The sequence below is a fragment of the Streptomyces sp. NPDC029041 genome, assembly GCF_040637515.1.
GTDB lineage: Bacteria > Actinomycetota > Actinomycetes > Streptomycetales > Streptomycetaceae > Streptomyces.
This window is the reverse complement of the sequence record NZ_JBEZWO010000025.1, coordinates 1-17,698: the sequence shown is the minus strand read 5'-3', so window position 1 is coordinate 17,698 and position 17,698 is coordinate 1. Positions and strand designations below refer to the sequence as shown.

The 17,698-nt window shown below is 71.8% G+C and carries 15 protein-coding genes and 1 pseudogene; 3 read left to right on the top strand and 13 right to left on the bottom strand.

Annotated elements, in window-relative coordinates; all coding sequences use genetic code 11:
* Position 1 precedes the first annotated feature (1 nt).
* From AB0F04_RS37015 to AB0F04_RS36995, 5 genes are all read right to left on the bottom strand, one after another.
* A complete protein-coding gene (locus tag AB0F04_RS37015; RefSeq protein ID WP_362050580.1) occupies positions 2-364 on the bottom strand; it encodes a nuclear transport factor 2 family protein in 363 nt (120 codons plus the stop codon).
* Complete coding sequence (locus AB0F04_RS37010) at positions 361-1,905, bottom strand: class I adenylate-forming enzyme family protein (RefSeq protein WP_362050577.1); 1,545 nt, start codon at positions 1,903-1,905, stop codon at positions 361-363. Before AB0F04_RS37010 ends, AB0F04_RS37015 begins: the two co-directional genes overlap by 4 nt.
* Before the next feature lie 7 nt (positions 1,906-1,912).
* A complete protein-coding gene (locus AB0F04_RS37005; protein ID WP_362050574.1) occupies positions 1,913-2,644 on the bottom strand; it encodes a PIG-L family deacetylase in 732 nt (243 codons plus the stop codon).
* Positions 2,645-2,682: 38 nt separating this feature from the next.
* Complete coding sequence (locus AB0F04_RS37000) at positions 2,683-4,116, bottom strand: MFS transporter (protein ID WP_362050571.1); 1,434 nt, start codon at positions 4,114-4,116, stop codon at positions 2,683-2,685.
* Positions 4,117-4,313: 197 nt separating this feature from the next.
* Positions 4,314-5,516, bottom strand: a complete 1,203-nt coding sequence (locus AB0F04_RS36995) for a cytochrome P450 (protein WP_362050568.1) — start codon at positions 5,514-5,516, stop codon at positions 4,314-4,316.
* A 118-nt stretch (positions 5,517-5,634) separates the two neighbouring features.
* On the opposite strand from AB0F04_RS36995, the gene AB0F04_RS36990 reads away from it, so the two are divergent.
* Positions 5,635-6,039, top strand: coding sequence for a DUF3224 domain-containing protein (locus AB0F04_RS36990; protein ID WP_362050566.1), 405 nt, complete (start codon positions 5,635-5,637; stop codon positions 6,037-6,039).
* Positions 6,040-6,050: 11 nt separating this feature from the next.
* Here the strand turns inward: AB0F04_RS36990 and AB0F04_RS36985 are convergent, their stop codons facing one another.
* Both AB0F04_RS36985 and AB0F04_RS36980 read right to left on the bottom strand, forming a co-directional pair.
* Positions 6,051-6,656 (bottom strand): DUF1697 domain-containing protein, encoded by a 606-nt coding sequence (locus AB0F04_RS36985; protein ID WP_362050564.1) that lies wholly within the window; start codon positions 6,654-6,656, stop codon positions 6,051-6,053.
* A 30-nt stretch (positions 6,657-6,686) separates the two neighbouring features.
* Positions 6,687-7,436 (bottom strand): alpha/beta fold hydrolase, encoded by a 750-nt coding sequence (locus AB0F04_RS36980; protein WP_362050562.1) that lies wholly within the window; start codon positions 7,434-7,436, stop codon positions 6,687-6,689.
* Positions 7,437-7,645: 209 nt separating this feature from the next.
* Here AB0F04_RS36980 and mca point away from each other — a divergent pair, with 209 nt between their 5' ends.
* Positions 7,646-8,608 (top strand): mycothiol conjugate amidase Mca, encoded by a 963-nt coding sequence (mca, locus tag AB0F04_RS36975; protein WP_362050559.1) that lies wholly within the window; start codon positions 7,646-7,648, stop codon positions 8,606-8,608.
* On the opposite strand, the gene AB0F04_RS36970 is transcribed toward mca, so the two are convergent.
* Positions 8,592-9,188, bottom strand: coding sequence for a TetR/AcrR family transcriptional regulator (locus AB0F04_RS36970; RefSeq protein ID WP_362050556.1), 597 nt, complete (start codon positions 9,186-9,188; stop codon positions 8,592-8,594). The genes mca and AB0F04_RS36970 overlap by 17 nt on opposite strands.
* Positions 9,189-9,389: 201 nt before the next feature.
* Here AB0F04_RS36970 and abc-f point away from each other — a divergent pair, with 201 nt between their 5' ends.
* On the top strand, positions 9,390-11,009 hold the full coding sequence (gene abc-f, locus AB0F04_RS36965; RefSeq protein WP_362050553.1) for a ribosomal protection-like ABC-F family protein: 1,620 nt from the start codon (positions 9,390-9,392) through the stop codon (positions 11,007-11,009).
* A 556-nt stretch (positions 11,010-11,565) separates the two neighbouring features.
* On the opposite strand, the pseudogene AB0F04_RS36960 reads toward abc-f, so the two are convergent.
* From AB0F04_RS36960 to AB0F04_RS36940, 5 genes and pseudogenes are all read right to left on the bottom strand, one after another.
* A pseudogene (locus AB0F04_RS36960) lies at positions 11,566-11,703 on the bottom strand (SAM-dependent methyltransferase); the annotation flags it as partial.
* Positions 11,704-11,822: 119 nt separating this feature from the next.
* Positions 11,823-13,478 carry an ATP-binding cassette domain-containing protein gene (locus AB0F04_RS36955; protein WP_362050550.1) on the bottom strand — a complete coding sequence of 552 codons (1,656 nt, stop codon included), beginning with the start codon at positions 13,476-13,478 and terminating at the stop codon, positions 11,823-11,825.
* A 334-nt stretch (positions 13,479-13,812) separates the two neighbouring features.
* Positions 13,813-15,228 (bottom strand): adenosylhomocysteinase, encoded by a 1,416-nt coding sequence (ahcY, locus tag AB0F04_RS36950; protein ID WP_362050547.1) that lies wholly within the window; start codon positions 15,226-15,228, stop codon positions 13,813-13,815.
* Complete coding sequence (gene metF / locus AB0F04_RS36945; protein ID WP_362050544.1) at positions 15,206-16,129, bottom strand: methylenetetrahydrofolate reductase [NAD(P)H]; 924 nt, start codon at positions 16,127-16,129, stop codon at positions 15,206-15,208. The genes ahcY and metF overlap by 23 nt, the downstream gene beginning before the upstream one ends.
* Positions 16,126-17,698, bottom strand: a 1,573-nt coding sequence (locus tag AB0F04_RS36940) for a vitamin B12 dependent-methionine synthase activation domain-containing protein (RefSeq protein WP_362050541.1), incomplete at its 5' end; no start/stop codon positions are given. The genes metF and AB0F04_RS36940, both read right to left, overlap by 4 nt.

Genomic DNA, 17,698 nt, shown 5'->3' with positions numbered 1-17,698 from the left:
GTCAGGCCCACCAGTCCCGGGTGCCGCCCTCGTCGGCGCCGCACTGGCGCCAGATCTTGCCGTCGCGCAGCACGTACACACCGAAGGTGACGACCGTCTCGCCGCGGCACTTCATGGTGCCGCGCATCATGACGGTGTCGTCGGTCTGGGTGAACTCGTTCATCTCCACGTGCTCGAGGTCGAGTTCCCAGTACCGCTTCAGCAGGGCGCGGATGTCGGCGCGTCCGCGCACGGTGCCGGTGAAGCGGACCCACTCGGCCTCGGGGTGGTAGAGGTCGACCAGCCCGTCGAGGTCCCGCTCGGCGGTGCAGCGGATCATCTCGGCGAACAGCGGGTGGAGGGCGATGTCGGTGTCCGTGCTCATGACGGGGCTCCTGTCGCGTCGAGGGGTGCCGGGGCGGGGCTCACGGGTGCGGCCGGCGTCGTGAAGCGGTCCCGGATGAGTCGTTTGACGACCTTGCCCAGGTCGTTGCGCGGCAGTTCGTCGACCGTGAGGATCCGTTCGGGGATCTCGTGGGCGGCGAGGCCGCCGTCCTTCGCGTGGGCGGCGAGGATGGCCGTCAGCAGCTCCGGGTCGCGGGTGGCGCCCGCCGCGGGCACGACCGCGGCGGCCACGCCGGCCGTCCCGGTGCCGACGACGGCCACGTCGGCGACCGCCTCGTGCTCCAGCAGGACCGCCTCGACCCGGAGGGACGACACGAGTCCGGCCGGGGTGCGCACGGCGTCGGTCTCGCGGTCGAAGAGATACAGCTCGCCCTCGGTGTCGACGTGTCCGAGGTCCCCGGTGTCGCACCAGCCCCCGTCCGGAGCGCCGTCCGCTTCGGGGCCGGCGTCCAGCCGGTCGCGCGGCGGCGCGCCGTCGGCCCGCAGCCAGATCCGGCCGGTCTGCCCCGTGGGCAGCGCCGCACCGTGCTCGTCGGTGATGAGGACGTGGGTGCCGCGGGCGGGACGGCCGACCGACATGGGGCGCGCCGGGTCGAAGGTACCGATGGTCACCGCGGGTTTGGCCTGGCTGGCCGAGTAGGCGCCGATCACCGAGGCCCGGGGCATCGCCGTCAGCAGGGCGCGGGCGAGCGGGGGGTGCAGGAACGCCGAGGCGGTGGCCACGGTGGTGACGGACGTCAGGTCGTACCGGCCGAGCGCGCCGTCGCGGGTCATCTGGACGGCGAGGTGGGGGGTCATCATGACGGTGCTCGCCGCGTGGCGTTCGATGAGCGCGCACAGCCGGTCGGCGTCGCCGGGCGGCGCGAGGACGAGGGTCGTCGGGGTGGCGTTGAGGACCATGGAGACGGTCGTGGCGCTCGCGGTGATGCCGAGGTGCACGGACGCCACCATGGGGGTGGGTTCGTCGTGCGCCATCACGGAGGGCGGGCCGCCCGCCGTCGCCAGGTTCTGGTGGGAGACGATCACGCCGCGGGCCAGTCCCGTGGTGCCCGAGGAGTACACGATCTCGGCGGCGTCGTCGGGCCGGTGGGTGAGGTCCACCGGTGCTTCGCCCGGCTCGGACAGTTCGTCGAGCGTCCCGGTCCAGGTGACGGCGGAGGTCGTGGGCGGGGCTGTCCGGCCGTGCACGATGCCGGCCATCCCGCACTGCAGGGCGCGCCGCCCGAGTTCCCCGGCCGGCAGCCGGACCGGCAGGTGCAGGACGGTGGCACCGGCCTTGAGCACGCCGAGGTAGGCGACCGCGTAGTCGGCCCAGTCCATGTCCCCGAAGAAGATCCCGATCCGGGTGCCCCGCGGTGTGCCGGCCGCGAGCAGCCCGCGGGCCAGTGCCTCCGACCGCCGGTCCCAGTCGCCGTAGACCAGGTCGGGGTGGCCGTCGATGACGAGCGCCGTGCGGTCGGGGTGGAGCGCGGCGTGGGAGCGGAGCTGGTGGGTGAGGTAGGAGAACGTCCCCTCCGTCATGGCGTGTTCAACCCACTATCTGGAACGCGACACCGCTGCGGCCCCCGAAGCGGGGAGCGGTGGCGGCGAGCAGGTGGTCGAGGATGAACCGGGCGCGCTCGGCGGGCAGGTCGTCGCTGAGGGAACCGAGATAGCGCTCGTGCGCGGCGAGTGAACGCACCGCGCGCTCGCGGGCGTCGTCGTCGACAGCCACGGCGTGTGTGGCCTGCGGCGAGCCGGCGATCGCCACCCGGGCCGCCCGCCAGGGCTCCAGCCCTTCGTCGAGCAGTTCGGGGAAGATCCAGCGGTTGGCCGCGTCGGCGACGGCGTCCAGGGCCGCGAGGCCCACGGCGCGGTGGTCGGGGGTGTTCCACGCGCCGGACGCCCACCGGTCGTGGTGGTTGAAGGTGACGATGAGCTGCGGGCGGTGCCGGCGGATGGCGCGGGCCAGGTCGCGGCGCAGGCCGGGGCCGTACTCGATCGTCCCGTCGCAGTGGCCGTCGAGGAAGTCGACCTCGTGCACACCCAGTTCGGCGGCGGCCTTGCGCTGTTCGGCCTCGCGCACCGGCCCGCAGCGGGCCGGGTCGAGGTCACCGATGCCGGCCTCGCCGCGCGTGACGAGGAGGTAGGCCACCTCACGTCCCTGGGCGGTCCACTGGGCGACGGCGGGCCCGGCGCCGAACTCGATGTCGTCGGGGTGGGCGACGATCGCGAGGACGCGGCTGAAGTCGTCGGGCAGTTCGAGCAGGGGGTCGGCCATGGGGTTTCCTTCCCGGTGGACGAAGGAGGCGGGGGCGGTCAGGCGGCGTCGGCCTCGGTCCGCGCGGGGACCTTGATGACCAGGGCGGCGATCAGGATCGCGGCCACGGCCAGGCCCGCGCTGGACAGGAACGCGACCGTATAGCCGTGCGTGCCGTCGAGGCCGCCGACGGCCTGTGTGACCGTGGTCAGCACCGCGAGGCCGAGGGAACCGCCGACCAGGATGGCGGTGTTGAACAGCCCGGACACCGCACCGGCGTCGGCGGGGTCGACGCCGGTGGTGGCGAGCGTGCCCGCCGGCATCATCGTCAGGCCGAGGCCGATGCCGGAGATGATCGTCGGGCCGAGGACGGTGCCGACGAAGCTGCCCGACGACGCGGCGAGGCCGAGCCAGCCCATGCCGGCCCCCAGACACGCAAGGCCCGCGATCAGCATCCGGGTCAGTCCGACGCGGGCCACCGTCTTCATGCAGATCTGGGCGAACACCAGCAGGGTGGCGATCAGCGGCAGATACGCGAGACCGGTCTGAAGCGCGGAGAACCCGAGGATCTCCTGCAGGTAGAGGGTCACGAAGAAGAAGTAGCTCATCTGCGTGGCGCCGAAGATCATCATGATGGCGAGTGCGCCGCTGGTGTTGCGCAGCCGGAAGACCTGCAGCGGGAGGAACGGGTGGGCCTGGCGGCGTTCGACGGCGAGGAACACGGCGAACAGCACGGCGGCGAGCACCAGGAGGCCGCCGCGCAGCGGGGAGGCCCACGAGCGCTGGGTGTCGAGGAACGCGAAGACGGTCATCAGCAGGGCGGCGGTGAACGTCGCGGCGCCCGCCACGTCGATCGAGGGCCGCTCGTCGGAGCGGCTCTCCTTGATGGTGGTGGCGGCGAGCGCCACGATCGCGGCGCCGATCGGGACGGCGACGAAGAAGCTGAACTCCCAGCCGGGGCCCGACGTCAGCAGTCCGCCGATGATCAGGCCGAACAGAGCGCCGGCGGCCTGCGTGCTGCCCCACAGGGCGAACGCCCGCTGCCGCGCCGGGCCCTCCTCGAAGGAGGTGATGATCAGCGACAGGACGACCGGGGCGGTCAGCGCGCCGCCCAGGCCCTGCGCGGCCCGCGCGATCACCATGACCGTCGGGTCGGTGCTGAATCCGCAGACGACGGAGGCCAGCGTGAACACGGTGACGCCGGTGATCAGCACCCGGCGCCTGCCGAAGAGGTCACCGATGCGGCCGCCGAGCGGCAGCAGTCCTCCGTACAGCAGGCCGTAGGCGTTGACGACCCAGGGCAGGCCGGACTCGGTGAAGCCGAGATCGCGCTGGATGAAGGGCAGCGCGACGTTGACGATGGTCTGGTCGACCTGGATGAGCAGTTCGGCCATCAGCAGCGTGACGAGGATCAGCCGGACGACCAGGGCGCGGGGGCCTGTGTCGGGGCTCTTCTCGGCGGCTGACCGGCCGTCGGCGGTCCTGACGGTCATGGCTCTCCTGAAATCCTCGTGCCACACCCGCCGCTCGGGCAGGCTTGGTCGAGGCCACGTTAGGGGCGGGGTGCCGGGCGGACTGCTCAATACAGCGCATCGCCGGTGACGGGCCGAAACCGTGTCCCGGTGGCCGGACACGGCGCGGGGGCCCGGCCCGCGCGCACGCCCCGGCCTCCGCGGTCGGCGCAGCGCTTTCACCACTCGACGTGCATCGCGCGCGGGGCGCGAATGATCATGTCCGCCTTCCATTCGACCTCGCCGCTCAGGCGCAGCTCCGGCATGCCCACGACGAGCGCCTTGAGCGCTTCCTGCAGCTCGACCCGGGCGAGGTGCGCGCCGAGGCAGTGGTGGGCTCCGTGGCCGAAGACCATGTGGCGGTTGTCGGCGCGGTCGATGACGACCTCGTCGGCGTGGTCGAAGACGCGTCCGTCGCGGTTCACCGCGCTCGTGTCGACGATGACCGGCTCGCCCGCGCGCACCAGGACGCCGCCGACGGTCAGGTCCTCCAGGGCGTAGCGCGGGGAGATGCCGTTGGCGGCGAACGGGACGAAGCGCAGCAGTTCCTCGACGGCGGCGGGGATCGCCTCGGGGTCGGCGCACAGCCGCGTCCACAGTTCGCGCCGCTGCTGGAGGACGTGGACGAAGCTGGAGATCTCGCTGGCGGTCGTCTCGAACCCGCCGATGAGGATCGAGATGCACAGGCCGATGAGTTCCGGCTCGGCCAGCCGGTCGTGGGCGTCGCGTGCCTCGATGAGTGCGCTGGTGAGGTCGTCCCGGGGCTCGGCACGGCGCTGCTGCACCAGGTCCTCGAAGTACTTCTGCAGATCCATGAAGCTCTGCACGCACTCCTCGTCGGTCAGTTCACCCGTGGACAGCGCCGCGTCGCACCAGCCACGCAGCCGCGCCCGGTCCTCCTCCGGCACGCCGAGCAGTTCGCAGATCACGGTGACCGGGATGGCCAGTGCGTAGGAGCCGACCAGCTCGGCGGGCGCGCCGCCGGCCTTCATGTCGGCGACGAGCCCGGCGGCCAGCTCGCCGATCCAGGCCCGCTTGGCCTCGATGCGGCGCGGGGTGAAGGCCTTGGAGACGAGCGTGCGCAGCCGGGTGTGGTCCGGGGGGTCCATCGTGAGGATGCTCTCGGGCACGGGTCGCGGCGTCATGCGCGGCTCGTCCCGCTGGGTGGCCATGTTGCGGGAGAAGCGCCGGTCGGTCAGGACGAGCCGGGCGTCGTCGTACCGGGTGACCAGCCAGGCGGGCTCGCCGAACGGCAGCTGGACGCGGATCGGATCGCCGTCCTCGAACAACTTCGCGTACGACTCCGAGAGTTCGAGTCCCTCGCTTCCGGTGAAGGGGTACGCGACCGGTGCCGGCTTCTCGGTTTCCACTTCGGTGCTCATTGTCGACTGCCTCCTCGGAAATGCCCGCCGTGACGCGGCGTCACGCTAACGGCTGAGGCCGCTGCCGCCTGCTCAATCGGGAGCATCCGGAGGAAGGAGCGGGCGGGATACTCCGCCCATGACTCAGATACGGATTCAGGCCACCTTCGTCGTCGACGTCTGGGACGGCACCGACGACGAGCAGGTCGACGGCGGGCCGGTCACCGGTCGCGTCGAACTGACCAAGACCTACACGGAAGGCGACGTGAAGGGCACGGCCACCGGCCACATGGTGACGACCCAGGGCCCCGGTGGTGCCGCCTACGCGGCGCAGGAGCGCGTCACGGGCACCATGGGCGGCCGCACCGGCACCTTCGTCCTGGAGCACCGGGCGACGCAGGTACCGGGCAGCGACCCGGTGACCTGGGCGGGCATCGTGCCCGGTTCCGGCACCGGCGAACTGGCCGGTGTCAGCGGCGAGGGCACGCTGGGCCACGGCACCCTCGACCTGCGGATCGCGTTCCCCGAGGACGGCGCCGCGTAGGCAGGGTCCGTTCAGCCCTTCTCGGCGGCCGCCAGGATCTTCACGGAGGTGTGGAAGAAGCGCCCCGTGGCCCGTACCCCGAACGCCTTCTCCACCACGGGGGCCGGGTTGACCGGGCGGCCGTTGCGCAGACGCCAGCGCACGAACGCCGTGCCCTGGCAGGCGCCCAGCACCTCCCACTCCCCGTTGGGCGAACGCAGCGGGAACGCGCGGCCCGTCAGCGAGCCCGATGTGTAGATCATCGAGTGGCGCTCGTCCGCGGCCGGCTGCTGCCCGACGAAGGGGGAGGCCGCCAGCTCCGCGCGCAGTTCCGCGACCGTGCGCACGATCGTCGGGATCTCGAACCCGAAGGCCTCGGCGAGGCCGCCCTCGATCCGCTCGACGATGGCCTCCCGGTCGCTCTCGGCGCTGGTGAAGAAGGCGTTGCCGCTGGCGATGTAGGTGCGCGCCGCACCGAAGCCCAGCCGGGTGAGGACCTCGCGCAGGCGGGCCATCTCGACCTTGCGCTGCCCGACGTTGACGGCGCGCAGGAAGGCGATGTGGGTCTGACCGCTCGTCATCGGGTCCTTGTCCTCGTCGTTGCCGCCGCGCCGCTCCCGGCGGACCAGGGGCGCCATGGTCTCACGGGGTGCCGTTCGCACCGCGCCTCAGAAGGTCCGCTCCGCCATCGGGAAGCGGTGGCTCGCGGCGTTCCTGCGGGCCAGGTCGTCGGCGAACTGGCCGAGCAGGAGCCGGTCGTCGCGCTGCCAGTGGAAGTGCCCGCCGGGGAAGCGGCGGACACGGAAGGAACCGCGCGTGTAGCCGCGCCAGCCGTTGAGGTCCGCGCCGCGCACCGTCGGGTCCTCACGTCCGGCCATCGCCGTGAGGGGCGCGTGCACGGTGGTGTCGAGTCCTTCCTCGTACGTCTCCGCCAGAGTGAAACCGGCTCGCAGCAAGGGAAGCTGGAGCCGGGCGAGGTTCGCCTCGCCGAGGACGTCGGGGTGCACGGCGGGGTGGCGGCGGGCCCGGAGCAGGAACTCCTCGTCCGGCAGGTGCCCGAGGGGCTCCCCGCGGGCCGGCAGATGCGGGGCCGGGCAGCCGGAGACGTAGAGCCGTTCGGCGACCAGTTCGTGGTCCCACTCCAGGCGGGCCGCGATCTCGTAGGCCAGTACGGCGCCGAAGCCGTGCCCGTACAGCGCGAAGGGCCGGTCGCACAGGCGGGCCACGGTCGGCATGAGAGCGCGCAGCAGCGGCTCCATATGACGGCTCGGTTCCTCGCCCCTGCGGCTGCCGTGCCCCGGGAGTTCCAGCGGTGTGACCGTGACGTGCGGCTGGAGAAGGCGGCCCCAGGGCCGGTAGACGCCCGCCGAAGCGCCGAGGTACGGAAGACAGAACAGGCGGACGGGCGTACCACTCATGTTCCCCCCTTGGTCCACGGCCCGCTCCAGGGGCCGTTCCTGCCACCGGACCCTACGGAGGGATCGCGGCGGCGCCCGTTTTCTGCAGGGGCCTTGCGGTGGGGCCCGAGCGTTTGTGCACCGCGAGCTCGTGGCGGTCTCGAGCGGTACTCCAGGCGCGGTCCATAGCGTCCCGTCGGGGACGACCAGGACCCGGGAGAGGAGAACGCATGACCGGCGCTCTCGTGCACGGCGCAGTCCGGACGCGGCCCCGTTTGATGGCGGTCCACGCCCACCCCGACGACGAGTCCAGCAAGGGCGCGGCGACCATGGCGAAGTACGCCGCCGAGGGCGCCGAGGTCCTGGTCGTCACCTGCACCGGAGGTGAACGGGGCTCGCTGCTCAATCCGCGCTGCCCGCGACCGCCCGGGCCGGTGGACATGGCCGCGCTGCGCGCCCGCGAGATGGCCAGGGCGCGGCAGATCCTCGGGGTCCGGCAGTGCTGGCTCGGCTACCGGGACTCGGGGCTGCCGCAGGGCGGCGAGCCGCTCCCGGGGTCCTGCTTCGCACGGGCCGACCCGCGGGCGGCCACGGCCCGGCTGGTGCGGCTGATCCGCCGGTTCCGGCCTCACGTCATCACGACGTACGACGAGGAGGGCGGTTATCCCCATCCGGACCATGTGATGACACACCGCATCACGGTGGCGGCGTTCGACGCGGCCGGTGACGGCGCGGCGCACCCGTGGGCGGGGCGGCCGTGGCAGCCGCTGAAGCTGTACTACAACCACGGCTCGCATCCGGCGCGCAGCGCGGCGCTGCACCGGACGCTGCGCGAACGCGGCAGCACCGCGCCGTACGCGCCGTTGCCCAACGAGCCGGTCCGGCAGCCGCACATCACCACACGGGTGCCCTGCGCCGACTACTTCCCGCTGCGCGACCGGGCTCTGCTCGCCCATGCCTCACAAGTGGACCCGCAGGGCATCTGGTTCGCCGTGCCCACGCCGGTGCAGCAGGAGGTGTGGCCCACCGAGGACTACACGCTCGCGCGGTCGCTGGTGGAGACGGAGCTGCCGGAGAACGATCTGTTCGCCGGGATCGCCAGGGAGGCCGGGGGCGTCCGCCCGGACATCCGGCCCCCCGTGTCCGCGGGGTCCGTGGCGTTCGGCGAGCCGGCGGCTACGGGCTCGGGGTGAAGACGCCGTCCGCCGCGGCGGACGCGGCCGCGCGGGCCGCCCGGCCGGGCAGGAGCGGGTCGGGCGCGGCCCGCAGCAGGAGCAGTTGGTGATAGAGCGGCCCGGTGGCGGCGACGAGCACCGCCCGCGCGGCGGTGTGCGGCGGGACCTCCCCGCGCTCCCCGGCCCGTTCCACGGTGACCTCGCAGCGCGCGTAGCGGTCCTCCCAGAACTGCCGCAGGGCGTTCGCCGCCTGTTCGGAGCGGAAGGAGGCGGCGATCAGAGCCGCGGTGACCGACGGCCGTTCGGTGAGCGCCGCCTGGATCTCGTGGTTCAGCGCCGCCAGATCGCCGTACAGGGTGCCGGTGTCGGGGGGCTGCCAGGCGTCGCCCGTCCCGGCGTCGAGGACATCGGCGAGCAGCCCGCCGACATCGCGCCAGCGCCGGTACACCGTGGTGCGGTGGACGCCCGCGCGGTCCGCGACGGTGTCGACGGTGAGTGCGTCGTAACCGTGCTCGACGAGTTCGGCGCGGACCGCGTCCAGAACCCGGGCGCGGTTGCGGGCGGTGCGGCCTCCGGGCCGCTGGATGGGGGCCGGCACGGTGGAAGGGGCCTGGGCGGCGGCACGGGGACCCGGATGGCCGGTATCCGCTGGTCCGCTTGCTCCCGGTGGTGGCGACATGACAGCATCCTAATGCAACTGATGTCGCACTAGTGAGGTCGTGGATGCTCCTCCGACGTGTTCGACCGGCCCTGCGGCCCCTGCCGGCCGCCCCTTCCCCGAATGCTTCGGAGCCCTCGCATGCCCACGCAGATCACCCTCCGGTCCGTCACCAAGTCCTTCGACGGGCGGACCGTTCTCGACTCCGTCACCTGCTCGATCCGCGCGGGTGAGCGCGCGGGGATCGTCGGGGAGAACGGCTCGGGCAAGAGCACTCTGCTGCGCCTGCTCGCCGGGGACGAACGCCCCGACGAGGGCGAGGTCGTCGTCCACGCCGACGGCGGCGTCGGCCGGCTCGCCCAGGACGAACAGCTCCCGCCGCACGCCACCGTCCAGGATGTGATCGACCGGGCGCTGGGCGATCTGCGCGCCATCGAGGAGCGCCTGCGCCACCTGGAGGCGTCGATGGCCGACGGCGGCCAGGGTGCCCTGGCCGAGTACGGGGACCTGATGACGGTCTTCGAACTGCGCGGCGGCTATGAGGCCGACGCCCGGGTGGAGCGCGCCCTGCACGGCCTGGGCCTGGGTCTGCTGGACCGCGGCCGAAGCGTGGCCGGCCTGTCCGGCGGGGAGCAGGTACGCCTGCGGCTGGCGGCGGTCCTCGCGGCCGGCCCCGAGGTACTGCTGCTGGACGAGCCGACCAACCATCTCGACGCGGACGCCCTGCACTGGCTGGAGGAGCACCTGCGCACGCGGCGCGGCACCACGGTGGCCGTCTCCCACGACCGGATGTTCCTGGAACGCGTCACGACGTGCCTGCTGGAGGTGGACGCCGACCGCCGCACCGTCGTGCGGTACGGCAACGGCTACGCCGGATACCTCGCCGAGAAGGCGGCGGCGCGCGAGCACTGGGCCCAGGCGCACACCCGCTGGCAGGCCGAGGTGGACGGCCTGCGCGAGGCCGCCGCGACGACCGCCCGGCGGGTGGCCCCGGGGCGGGCGATGAAGGACGGCAACAAGATGGCGTACGACCGGGCGGCGGGGCGCGTGCAGCAGTCCCTGGCGGGCCGGGTGCGCCAGGCGGAGGAGCGGCTGCGCCGGCTGCTGGAGGATCCGGTGCCGCCCCCGCCGGAGCCCTTGCACTTCGCTCCGGCGCTGCGGTCGGCCCGGGTGCGGGGCTGCGTGCTCGACGCGGCCGGCATCGGTGTCACCGGCCGGCTCGGCCGCACGGATCTGACGATGGCGGCCGGTGACCGGCTGCTGGTCACGGGAGCGAACGGCGCGGGCAAGAGCACCCTGCTGCGGGTCCTGGCCGGGGAGCTGACCCCGGACACCGGCTCGGTGACACGCCGGGGCCGGGTCGGCTGGCTGCCGCAGGAGCCGCCGCCCGGCCGGCCCGGGGAGACGCTGCTCGGCGCGTTCGCACGGGACCGGGCGGGCGACGCCGACGAGCACCGCGACCTTCTGCTGTCCCTCGGCCTGTTCGGCGCCGAGCACCTGTCGGTGCCGGTACGGGACCTGTCCACCGGACAGCGCCAGCGGCTCGCCCTGGCCCGGCTGGTGACGCGGCCGACGGACGTGCTGCTGCTCGACGAGCCGACCAACCACCTCTCCCCCGCGCTCGTGGAGGAACTCGAGGCGGCCCTGGGCGGTTACGACGGCGCGCTGGTCGTCGTCAGTCACGATCGCAGGCTCCGCCGGCGCTGGCAGGGGGCGCACCTGTCCTTGTCGACGACCGCCTCGCAGGCGGTCCGGGTCTGAGGGCGTGGTTCTCATCCCTCCCCGAAGCCGTGACCGGGGACCGCTGCCCCTCGGACACCACGGCCGCCGAGTGGGCCCTGATCAAGCCCTCCTGCCCGTTCCGGCCCGCCGGACCGAGACCGGCGGGCACACCGCCGGGGTGCTGGTTCGTCGACACGGACATGTATCCATGGATCGGGTTATCCGATGAAGTCCGGCTCGGGTTGCTCATCGAGTGGATCGTTCCTGAGCTGGAGAGAGTTGCCGCGGTCGACCGGTCCTCAACCCGCACTGGCGGCGGCACCAGGGCCTCCTGCTGCTCGGTGAGTAGACACCAACGAGCTGTTCAGCAGGCCCTGCTCGCATGCACCGGACGTCCCGCGATCGCCCGATCGGGACTCCTGTTCGACCGCCACCGCCGTTCCACCAGCCTGACGGCCAGCTTTTCCTGGCTGCCCCACCCGGCAGGGAACGACCAGCCAGTCCACGGATGACCGCGCCGCCCTCGAGCGAGCAGGCCGGCGACCGCAGCACCTGCCGCCCGGGCGAGGGTGGTGGTGCGGCCGACGTACATCGGTCCACCGGGCCGCTCCTCCTGCCGCGGCGGGATGCCGACCGGGCGGTCGTAGGCGGCAGCGCACTCGCGCGGGGTGTGGCTGTCGGCCTCCCGGCCGTGCCCGGCCGGGAGGCCGAGTCGCCGGGCGTCTTCTGGAACCGCCCCGACGGCCGCACCCGCTCCCGCCCGCCGGTCCCCGCGTCGGCCCGGGTGATCGGTTCCGGGGGGGGATGAGCGGCAGGGTGATGAGCGGCAGCCGGGTGCGCGTGCGGGCGGGTTCACGAGATCACATCGTCACCGCGCACCTCCTGCGGTGTGGTGTCGCGCAGTTCCCCGTCGAGCATGATCCAGCGCGTGATGCCGATGGACTCCAGGAACGGGATGTCGTGGCTGGCCACGATCAGGGCGCCCTGGTAGGAGGCGAGGGCCGTGGTGAGCTGGCGGACGCTGGCCATGTCGAGGTTGTTGGTCGGCTCGTCCAGCATGAGGAGCTGGGGAGCCGGTTCGGCGAGCATCAGCGCGGCCAGGGCCGCACGGAAGCGCTCACCGCCCGACAGGGTCGCCGCCGGCTGGTCGGCACGTGCCCCCTTGAACAGGAAGCGGGCCAGGCGGGAGCGGATCCGGTTGTTGGTCGCGTGCGGGGCGAACCGGGCCACGTTCTGTGCGACGCTCAGCTCCTCGTCCAGCACGTCGAGCCGCTGGGGCAGGAAACGCAGCGGGACGTGTGCGCGTGCCTCACCGGCCACCGGGTCCAGCTCGCCGGTGATGGTGCGCAGCAGCGTGGTCTTGCCCGCGCCGTTGCGCCCCACCAGCGCGATCCGTTCAGGTCCGCGCAGTTCGAACAGGCCTTGGACGCGGGCCCCGTAGGCCAGCTCGAGTTCGCGCAGGGTGAGCACGGTGCGGCCCGGCGGGACGGCGGTGCAGGGGAGGTCGACATGGATCTCGTCGTCGTCGCGGACCGCCTCCACCGCCTCGTCCAGGCGTTCCTTCGCCTCGGCGAGTTTCTCCTCGTGCATGATGCGGTGCTTGCCCGCGGCGACCTGTGCCTGCCGTTTACGCTCCCCCATGACGACCTTGGGTTCGCGTTTGGTGTCCCACATCTTCTGCCCGTAGCGCTTGCGCCGGGCCAGTTTGATCTGGGCGTCCGCCAGTTCGCGCTTCTGTTTCTTCAGGTCGGACTCGGCGACGCGCACCATGCGTTCGGCGGCCTCCTGTTCGGCGGCGAGGGCCTCCTCGTAGGCGGAGAGGTTCCCGCCGTACCAGGTGACCTCGCCGCCCCGCAGGTCCGCGATCTGGTCGACCCGCTCGAGCAGTTCACGGTCGTGGCTGACCACGACCATGACCTTGGACCAGGCCTCGACCGTGGCGTACAGGCGGCGCCGGGCGTGCAGGTCGAGGTTGTTCGTGGGCTCGTCCAGGAGCAGCACGTCGGGCCGGCGCAGCAGCAGCGCGGCGAGCCGCAGCAGTACCGACTCGCCGCCGGAGACCTCGCCGATGGTGCGGTCCAGGCCGATGTGGCCGAGGCCCAGGCCGCCGAGCAGGGCGATCGCCCGCTCCTCCACGTCCCAGTCGTCGCCGACGGCGGTGAAGTGCTCCTCGCGCACGTCTCCCGCCTCGATGGCGTGCAGCGCGGCGCGGGTGTCGGCGATGCCCAGCGCCTGGTCGACCCGCAGGGCCGTGTCGAGTGTGACGTTCTGCGGCAGATAGCCGACCTCTCCGGAAACCCGTACGGTGCCCGCGGCCGGTGTCAGCTCGCCGGCCATCAACTTCAACAGGGTCGACTTCCCTGATCCGTTGAGGCCGATCAGACCGGTGCGGCCCGGGCCGAAGGCGACCTGGAGACCGTCGAAGACGGGTGTGCCGTCGGGCCAGGTGTAGGTCAGGCCGGCGCAGGTGATGGAGGCCGGGGCGGCGAAATTCGGGTGGGTTGACATACGGGCCTCGCGGTTGCTCGGTGCGAACGGTGGGGGGTGCAACGCGTTCGAGACACCGCGGGCCACGGGCGGGAAAAACCTGTACCGGCGGGGAGGACGGCTCGGGATGCCGAGGTCTCACACGACGACATGGACGCGGCGACGTGCACGGATGACGTGTGCACTGCGTGACATGCGCGGTGTCTCAGGACCTCAGACGAGCAACGTCCTTCTCCAATCGACGGCAGCAGAACCGCTATACAGCGTATAACGCTGCGTACGGACTGTCAACGACTCGTGCCGGATGGTGTGCCCCACGGGCCCTCCTTGCTGTTCGTGCCCTCGTGCGGGGTCCTCAGTAGCGGTAGTGGTCCGGCTTGTAGGGGCCCTCGATCCCGACACCGATGTACGCCGCCTGCTCCGGACGCAGCTTGGTCAGCTTCACGCCCAGCGAGCCCAGGTGCAGCCGCGCCACCTTCTCGTCCAGGTGCTTGGGGAGCACGTGCACACCCGTGGGGTACTCGGACTGCTTGGTGAACAGCTCGATCTGGGCCAGCGTCTGGTCCGCGAACGAGTTCGACATCACGAACGACGGATGCCCCGTCGCGTTGCCCAGGTTCAGCAGACGCCCCTCGGACAGCACGATGACGACCTTGCCGTCCGGGAACGTCCAGGTGTGGACCTGCGGCTTCACCTCGTCCTTCACGATCCCGTCGATCCTCGCCAGGCCCGCCATGTCGATCTCGTTGTCGAAGTGGCCGATGTTCCCGACGATCGCCTGGTGCTTCATCCTGGCCATGTCGCCCGCCATGATGACGTCCTTGTTCCCGGTCGTCGTGACGAAGATGTCCGCGGTGTCGACCACTTCGTCCAGCGTCGTGACCTGGAAACCGTCCATCGCCGCCTGCAACGCGCAGATCGGGTCGATCTCGGTGACGATCACCCGCGCACCCTGGCCCCGCAGCGACTCCGCGCAGCCCTTGCCCACATCGCCGTAACCGCACACGACCGCCGTCTTGCCACCGATCAGCACATCCGTGGCCCGGTTGATGCCGTCCACCAGCGAGTGCCGGCAGCCGTACTTGTTGTCGAACTTCGACTTCGTCACCGCGTCGTTCACATTGATCGCGGGGAACAGGAGGGAGCCCTCACGCTGCATCTCGTACAGGCGGTGCACACCTGTCGTGGTCTCCTCCGTGACACCACGGATCCCGGAGGCGACGGCCGTCCAGTCGAGTGCGCTGTTCTCCAGCAGATCGCGGACGACGGCGAGTTCCTCGTTGTCGGCGTCGGGCAGGGCACCGGTCTTGCGGTAGTCGACGCCCAGGTGGACGAGGAGGGTGGCGTCACCGCCGTCGTCGAGGATCATGTTCGGGCCGCCGGTCGGCGAGCCGGGCCACGTCAGGGCCTGCTCGGTGCACCACCAGTACTCCTGAAGCGTCTCGCCCTTCCACGCGAAGACGGGGATGCCGGCGGCGGCGATCGCGGCGGCCGCGTGGTCCTGGGTGGAGAAGATGTTGCACGAGACCCAGCGGACCTCGGCGCCCAGTGCGGTCAGCGTCTCGATGAGTACGGCCGTCTGCACCGTCATGTGCAGGGAACCGGTGATCCGTGCGCCCTTCAACGGCTGTGCCCGCGCGTACTCCGCGCGGATCGCCATCAGGCCGGGCATCTCGTGCTCGGCGAGGGTGATTTCCTTGCGGCCGAACTCGGCCAGGGAGAGGTCGGCGACCTTGAAGTCCGTGAAGTCAGCCGGCGGCTGCGAGGGCATGGGTGCTCCTTGGGATACGGATGCCGCGACGGGTGCTCCGGATGTTCCGGTGGATCTCGAGCGTCGCGGTGGACCGGTTGAGGGTGATGTAGTGCAGCCCGGGCGCCCCCTCGGCGAGCAGCCGCTCGGCCATGACGGTGGCGTACTCGACGCCGATCCGGTGGCCTTCGGCGGGATCGCCGCCGGCGGCTTCGAGACGGGCGGCCAGCGCGGCGGGGAAGCGGGCGTCGGACAGTTCGGCGAACCGGCGGATCTGCCGCGCGTCGGTGGCCGGCATGATCTCGGGAATGATCGGGGTGTCGCAGCCGGCGGCCACGACCCGGTCGCGCAGCCGCAGATAGTCCTCCACGTCGAAGAACATCTGCGTGACGGCGTAGTCCGCGCCGGCCCGGCACTTGGCGACGAAGTGGCGGATGTCGCTGCTCCAGTCGGGCGAGCGCGGATGCCGTTCGGGGAAGGCCGCGACACCGACGCTGAAGTCTCCCGACTCCCGCACGAGGTTGACCAGTTCGTGCGCGTACGTGAAGCCCTGGGGGTGCGGTGTCCAGGCCGCACGGGGATCGCCCGGAGGGTCGCCCCGCAGGACGAGCACATCGCGCACGCCCGCGTCCGCGTACTGGCCGATGATGTGGCGCAGCTCGGCCACCGAGTGCCCCACCGCGGTCAGGTGGGCGACCGGACGCAGGGTCGTCTCGGTGGCGATGCGCCTGGTGACCTCCACGGTACGGTCGCGGGAGGAGCCGCCGGCACCGTAGGTGACGGAGACGAACGTCGGCGAGAGCGCCTCGATCCGGCGGATCGCCTGCCACAGCGTGCGGCTGCCCGCTTCCGTCCGGGGCGGGAAGAACTCGAAGGAGAAGCTGGGGGTGCCGCTCGCCAGGACGTCGCGCAGCGTGCTCACTTACGGCCTCCGGCGTTGAAGTAGCTCGCTTCGGGGTGGTGGACGACGATCGCGTCGGTGGACTGCTCGGGGTGGAGCTGGAACTCCTCGGACAGCACGACGCCGATACGCTCCGGCTCCAGCAATCCGGCGATCTTGGCCCGGTCTGCGAGGTCCGGGCAGGCGGGGTAGCCGAGCGAGTAGCGGCAGCCTCGGTACTCGGTGCGCAGCATGCCGTCGAGCGAGGCCGGGTCGGCGCCCGAGATGCCCAGCTCGGCCCGGACCCGGGCGTGCCAGTGTTCAGCCAGTGCCTCGGCCAACTGGACGGACAGTCCGTGCAGTTCGAGGTAGTCCCGGTAGGAGTCGGAGGCGAACAGCTCCGCCGTGGCCTGGCCGATCCTCGAGCCGACGGTGACGACCTGGAGCCCGACCACGTCCGTCTCGCCGGACTCCTCGGACCGGAAGAAGTCGGCCAGGCACAGCCGCCGGCCCCGGCGCTGACGCGGGAAGGTGAAGCGGGTGCGCTCGCCGCCCAGCTCGTCCAGGATGATCAGGTCGTCGCCCTTGGACACGCACCGGAAGTACCCGTGGACGACGGCGGCCTCCAGCAGGTTCTCCGTGCGCAGCCGGTCCAGCCACATCCGCAGCCGCGGCGGCCCCTCGCTCGTGACGGTGTCGCCCTTGAGCCCCCACTGGCCCTTGAACAGGGCGTTCTCGTCGAGCCAGGAGGCGTACTCGTTGAGCTGGATGCCCTTGACGACGCGGGTCCCCCAGAACGGCGGTGTGGGGACGGGGTTGTCGGTGGCGACGTCGGAGCGGACGTGGCCTTCCTCCGGGTGTTCCTCCACCACGGCGGCGGCCCTCGCGGCTACCCGGCGCTGCTTCAGCTCGGGCAGTTTCGCGCCGGGCACGCCCCGCTTGACGCCGATGAGGGCATCCATCAGGCGCAGGCCCTCGAAGGCGTCGCGGGCGTAGCGGACCTCGCCCTGATAGATCTCGTGCAGGTCCTGCTCGACGTAGGCGCGGGTGAGGGCGGCGCCGCCGAGGATGACCGGGTAGTCCGCCGCGAGGCCGCGCCGGTTGAGCTCCTCCAGGTTCTCCTTCATGATCACCGTGGACTTCACCAGCAGGCCGGACATGCCGATGACGTCGGCCTTGTGCTCCTCGGCGGCTTCCAGGATCGCGGAGACCGGCTGCTTGATGCCGAGGTTGACCACGTTGTAGCCGTTGTTGGACAGGATGATGTCGACGAGGTTCTTGCCGATGTCGTGGACGTCGCCGCGGACCGTGGCCAGCACGATGGTGCCCTTGCCCCCGGCGTCCGACTTCTCCATGTGCGGCTCCAGGTACGCCACCGCCCTTTTCATCACCTCGGCGGACTGCAGGACGAACGGCAGCTGCATCTGGCCGGAGCCGAACAGCTCGCCGACGACCTTCATGCCGTCCAGCAGGGTCTCGTTGACGATGTCGAGCGCGGGCCGCTCCTGCAGGGCCCCGTCCAGGTCCGCTTCGAGGCCGTTCTTCTCACCGTCGATGATGCGGCGCTTCAGGCGCTCGTCCAGGGGCAGGGCGGCCAGTTCCTCGGCCTTG

Coding starts and splice junctions, on each gene's coding strand:
- AB0F04_RS37015 (WP_362050580.1), bottom strand. CDS start 364: ATGAGCACGGACACCGACATCGCCCTCCACCCGCTGTTCGCCGAGATG.
- AB0F04_RS36995 (WP_362050568.1), bottom strand. CDS start 5,516: ATGAGCACCGAAGTGGAAACCGAGAAGCCGGCACCGGTCGCGTACCCC.
- mca (WP_362050559.1), top strand. CDS start 7,646: ATGACCGGCGCTCTCGTGCACGGCGCAGTCCGGACGCGGCCCCGTTTG.
- AB0F04_RS36980 (WP_362050562.1), bottom strand. CDS start 7,436: ATGAGTGGTACGCCCGTCCGCCTGTTCTGTCTTCCGTACCTCGGCGCT.
- AB0F04_RS36985 (WP_362050564.1), bottom strand. CDS start 6,656: ATGGCGCCCCTGGTCCGCCGGGAGCGGCGCGGCGGCAACGACGAGGAC.
- AB0F04_RS36955 (WP_362050550.1), bottom strand. CDS start 13,478: ATGTCAACCCACCCGAATTTCGCCGCCCCGGCCTCCATCACCTGCGCC.
- AB0F04_RS37010 (WP_362050577.1), bottom strand. CDS start 1,905: ATGACGGAGGGGACGTTCTCCTACCTCACCCACCAGCTCCGCTCCCAC.
- AB0F04_RS37005 (WP_362050574.1), bottom strand. CDS start 2,644: ATGGCCGACCCCCTGCTCGAACTGCCCGACGACTTCAGCCGCGTCCTC.
- AB0F04_RS36990 (WP_362050566.1), top strand. CDS start 5,635: ATGACTCAGATACGGATTCAGGCCACCTTCGTCGTCGACGTCTGGGAC.
- abc-f (WP_362050553.1), top strand. CDS start 9,390: ATGCCCACGCAGATCACCCTCCGGTCCGTCACCAAGTCCTTCGACGGG.
- ahcY (WP_362050547.1), bottom strand. CDS start 15,228: ATGCCCTCGCAGCCGCCGGCTGACTTCACGGACTTCAAGGTCGCCGAC.
- AB0F04_RS37000 (WP_362050571.1), bottom strand. CDS start 4,116: ATGACCGTCAGGACCGCCGACGGCCGGTCAGCCGCCGAGAAGAGCCCC.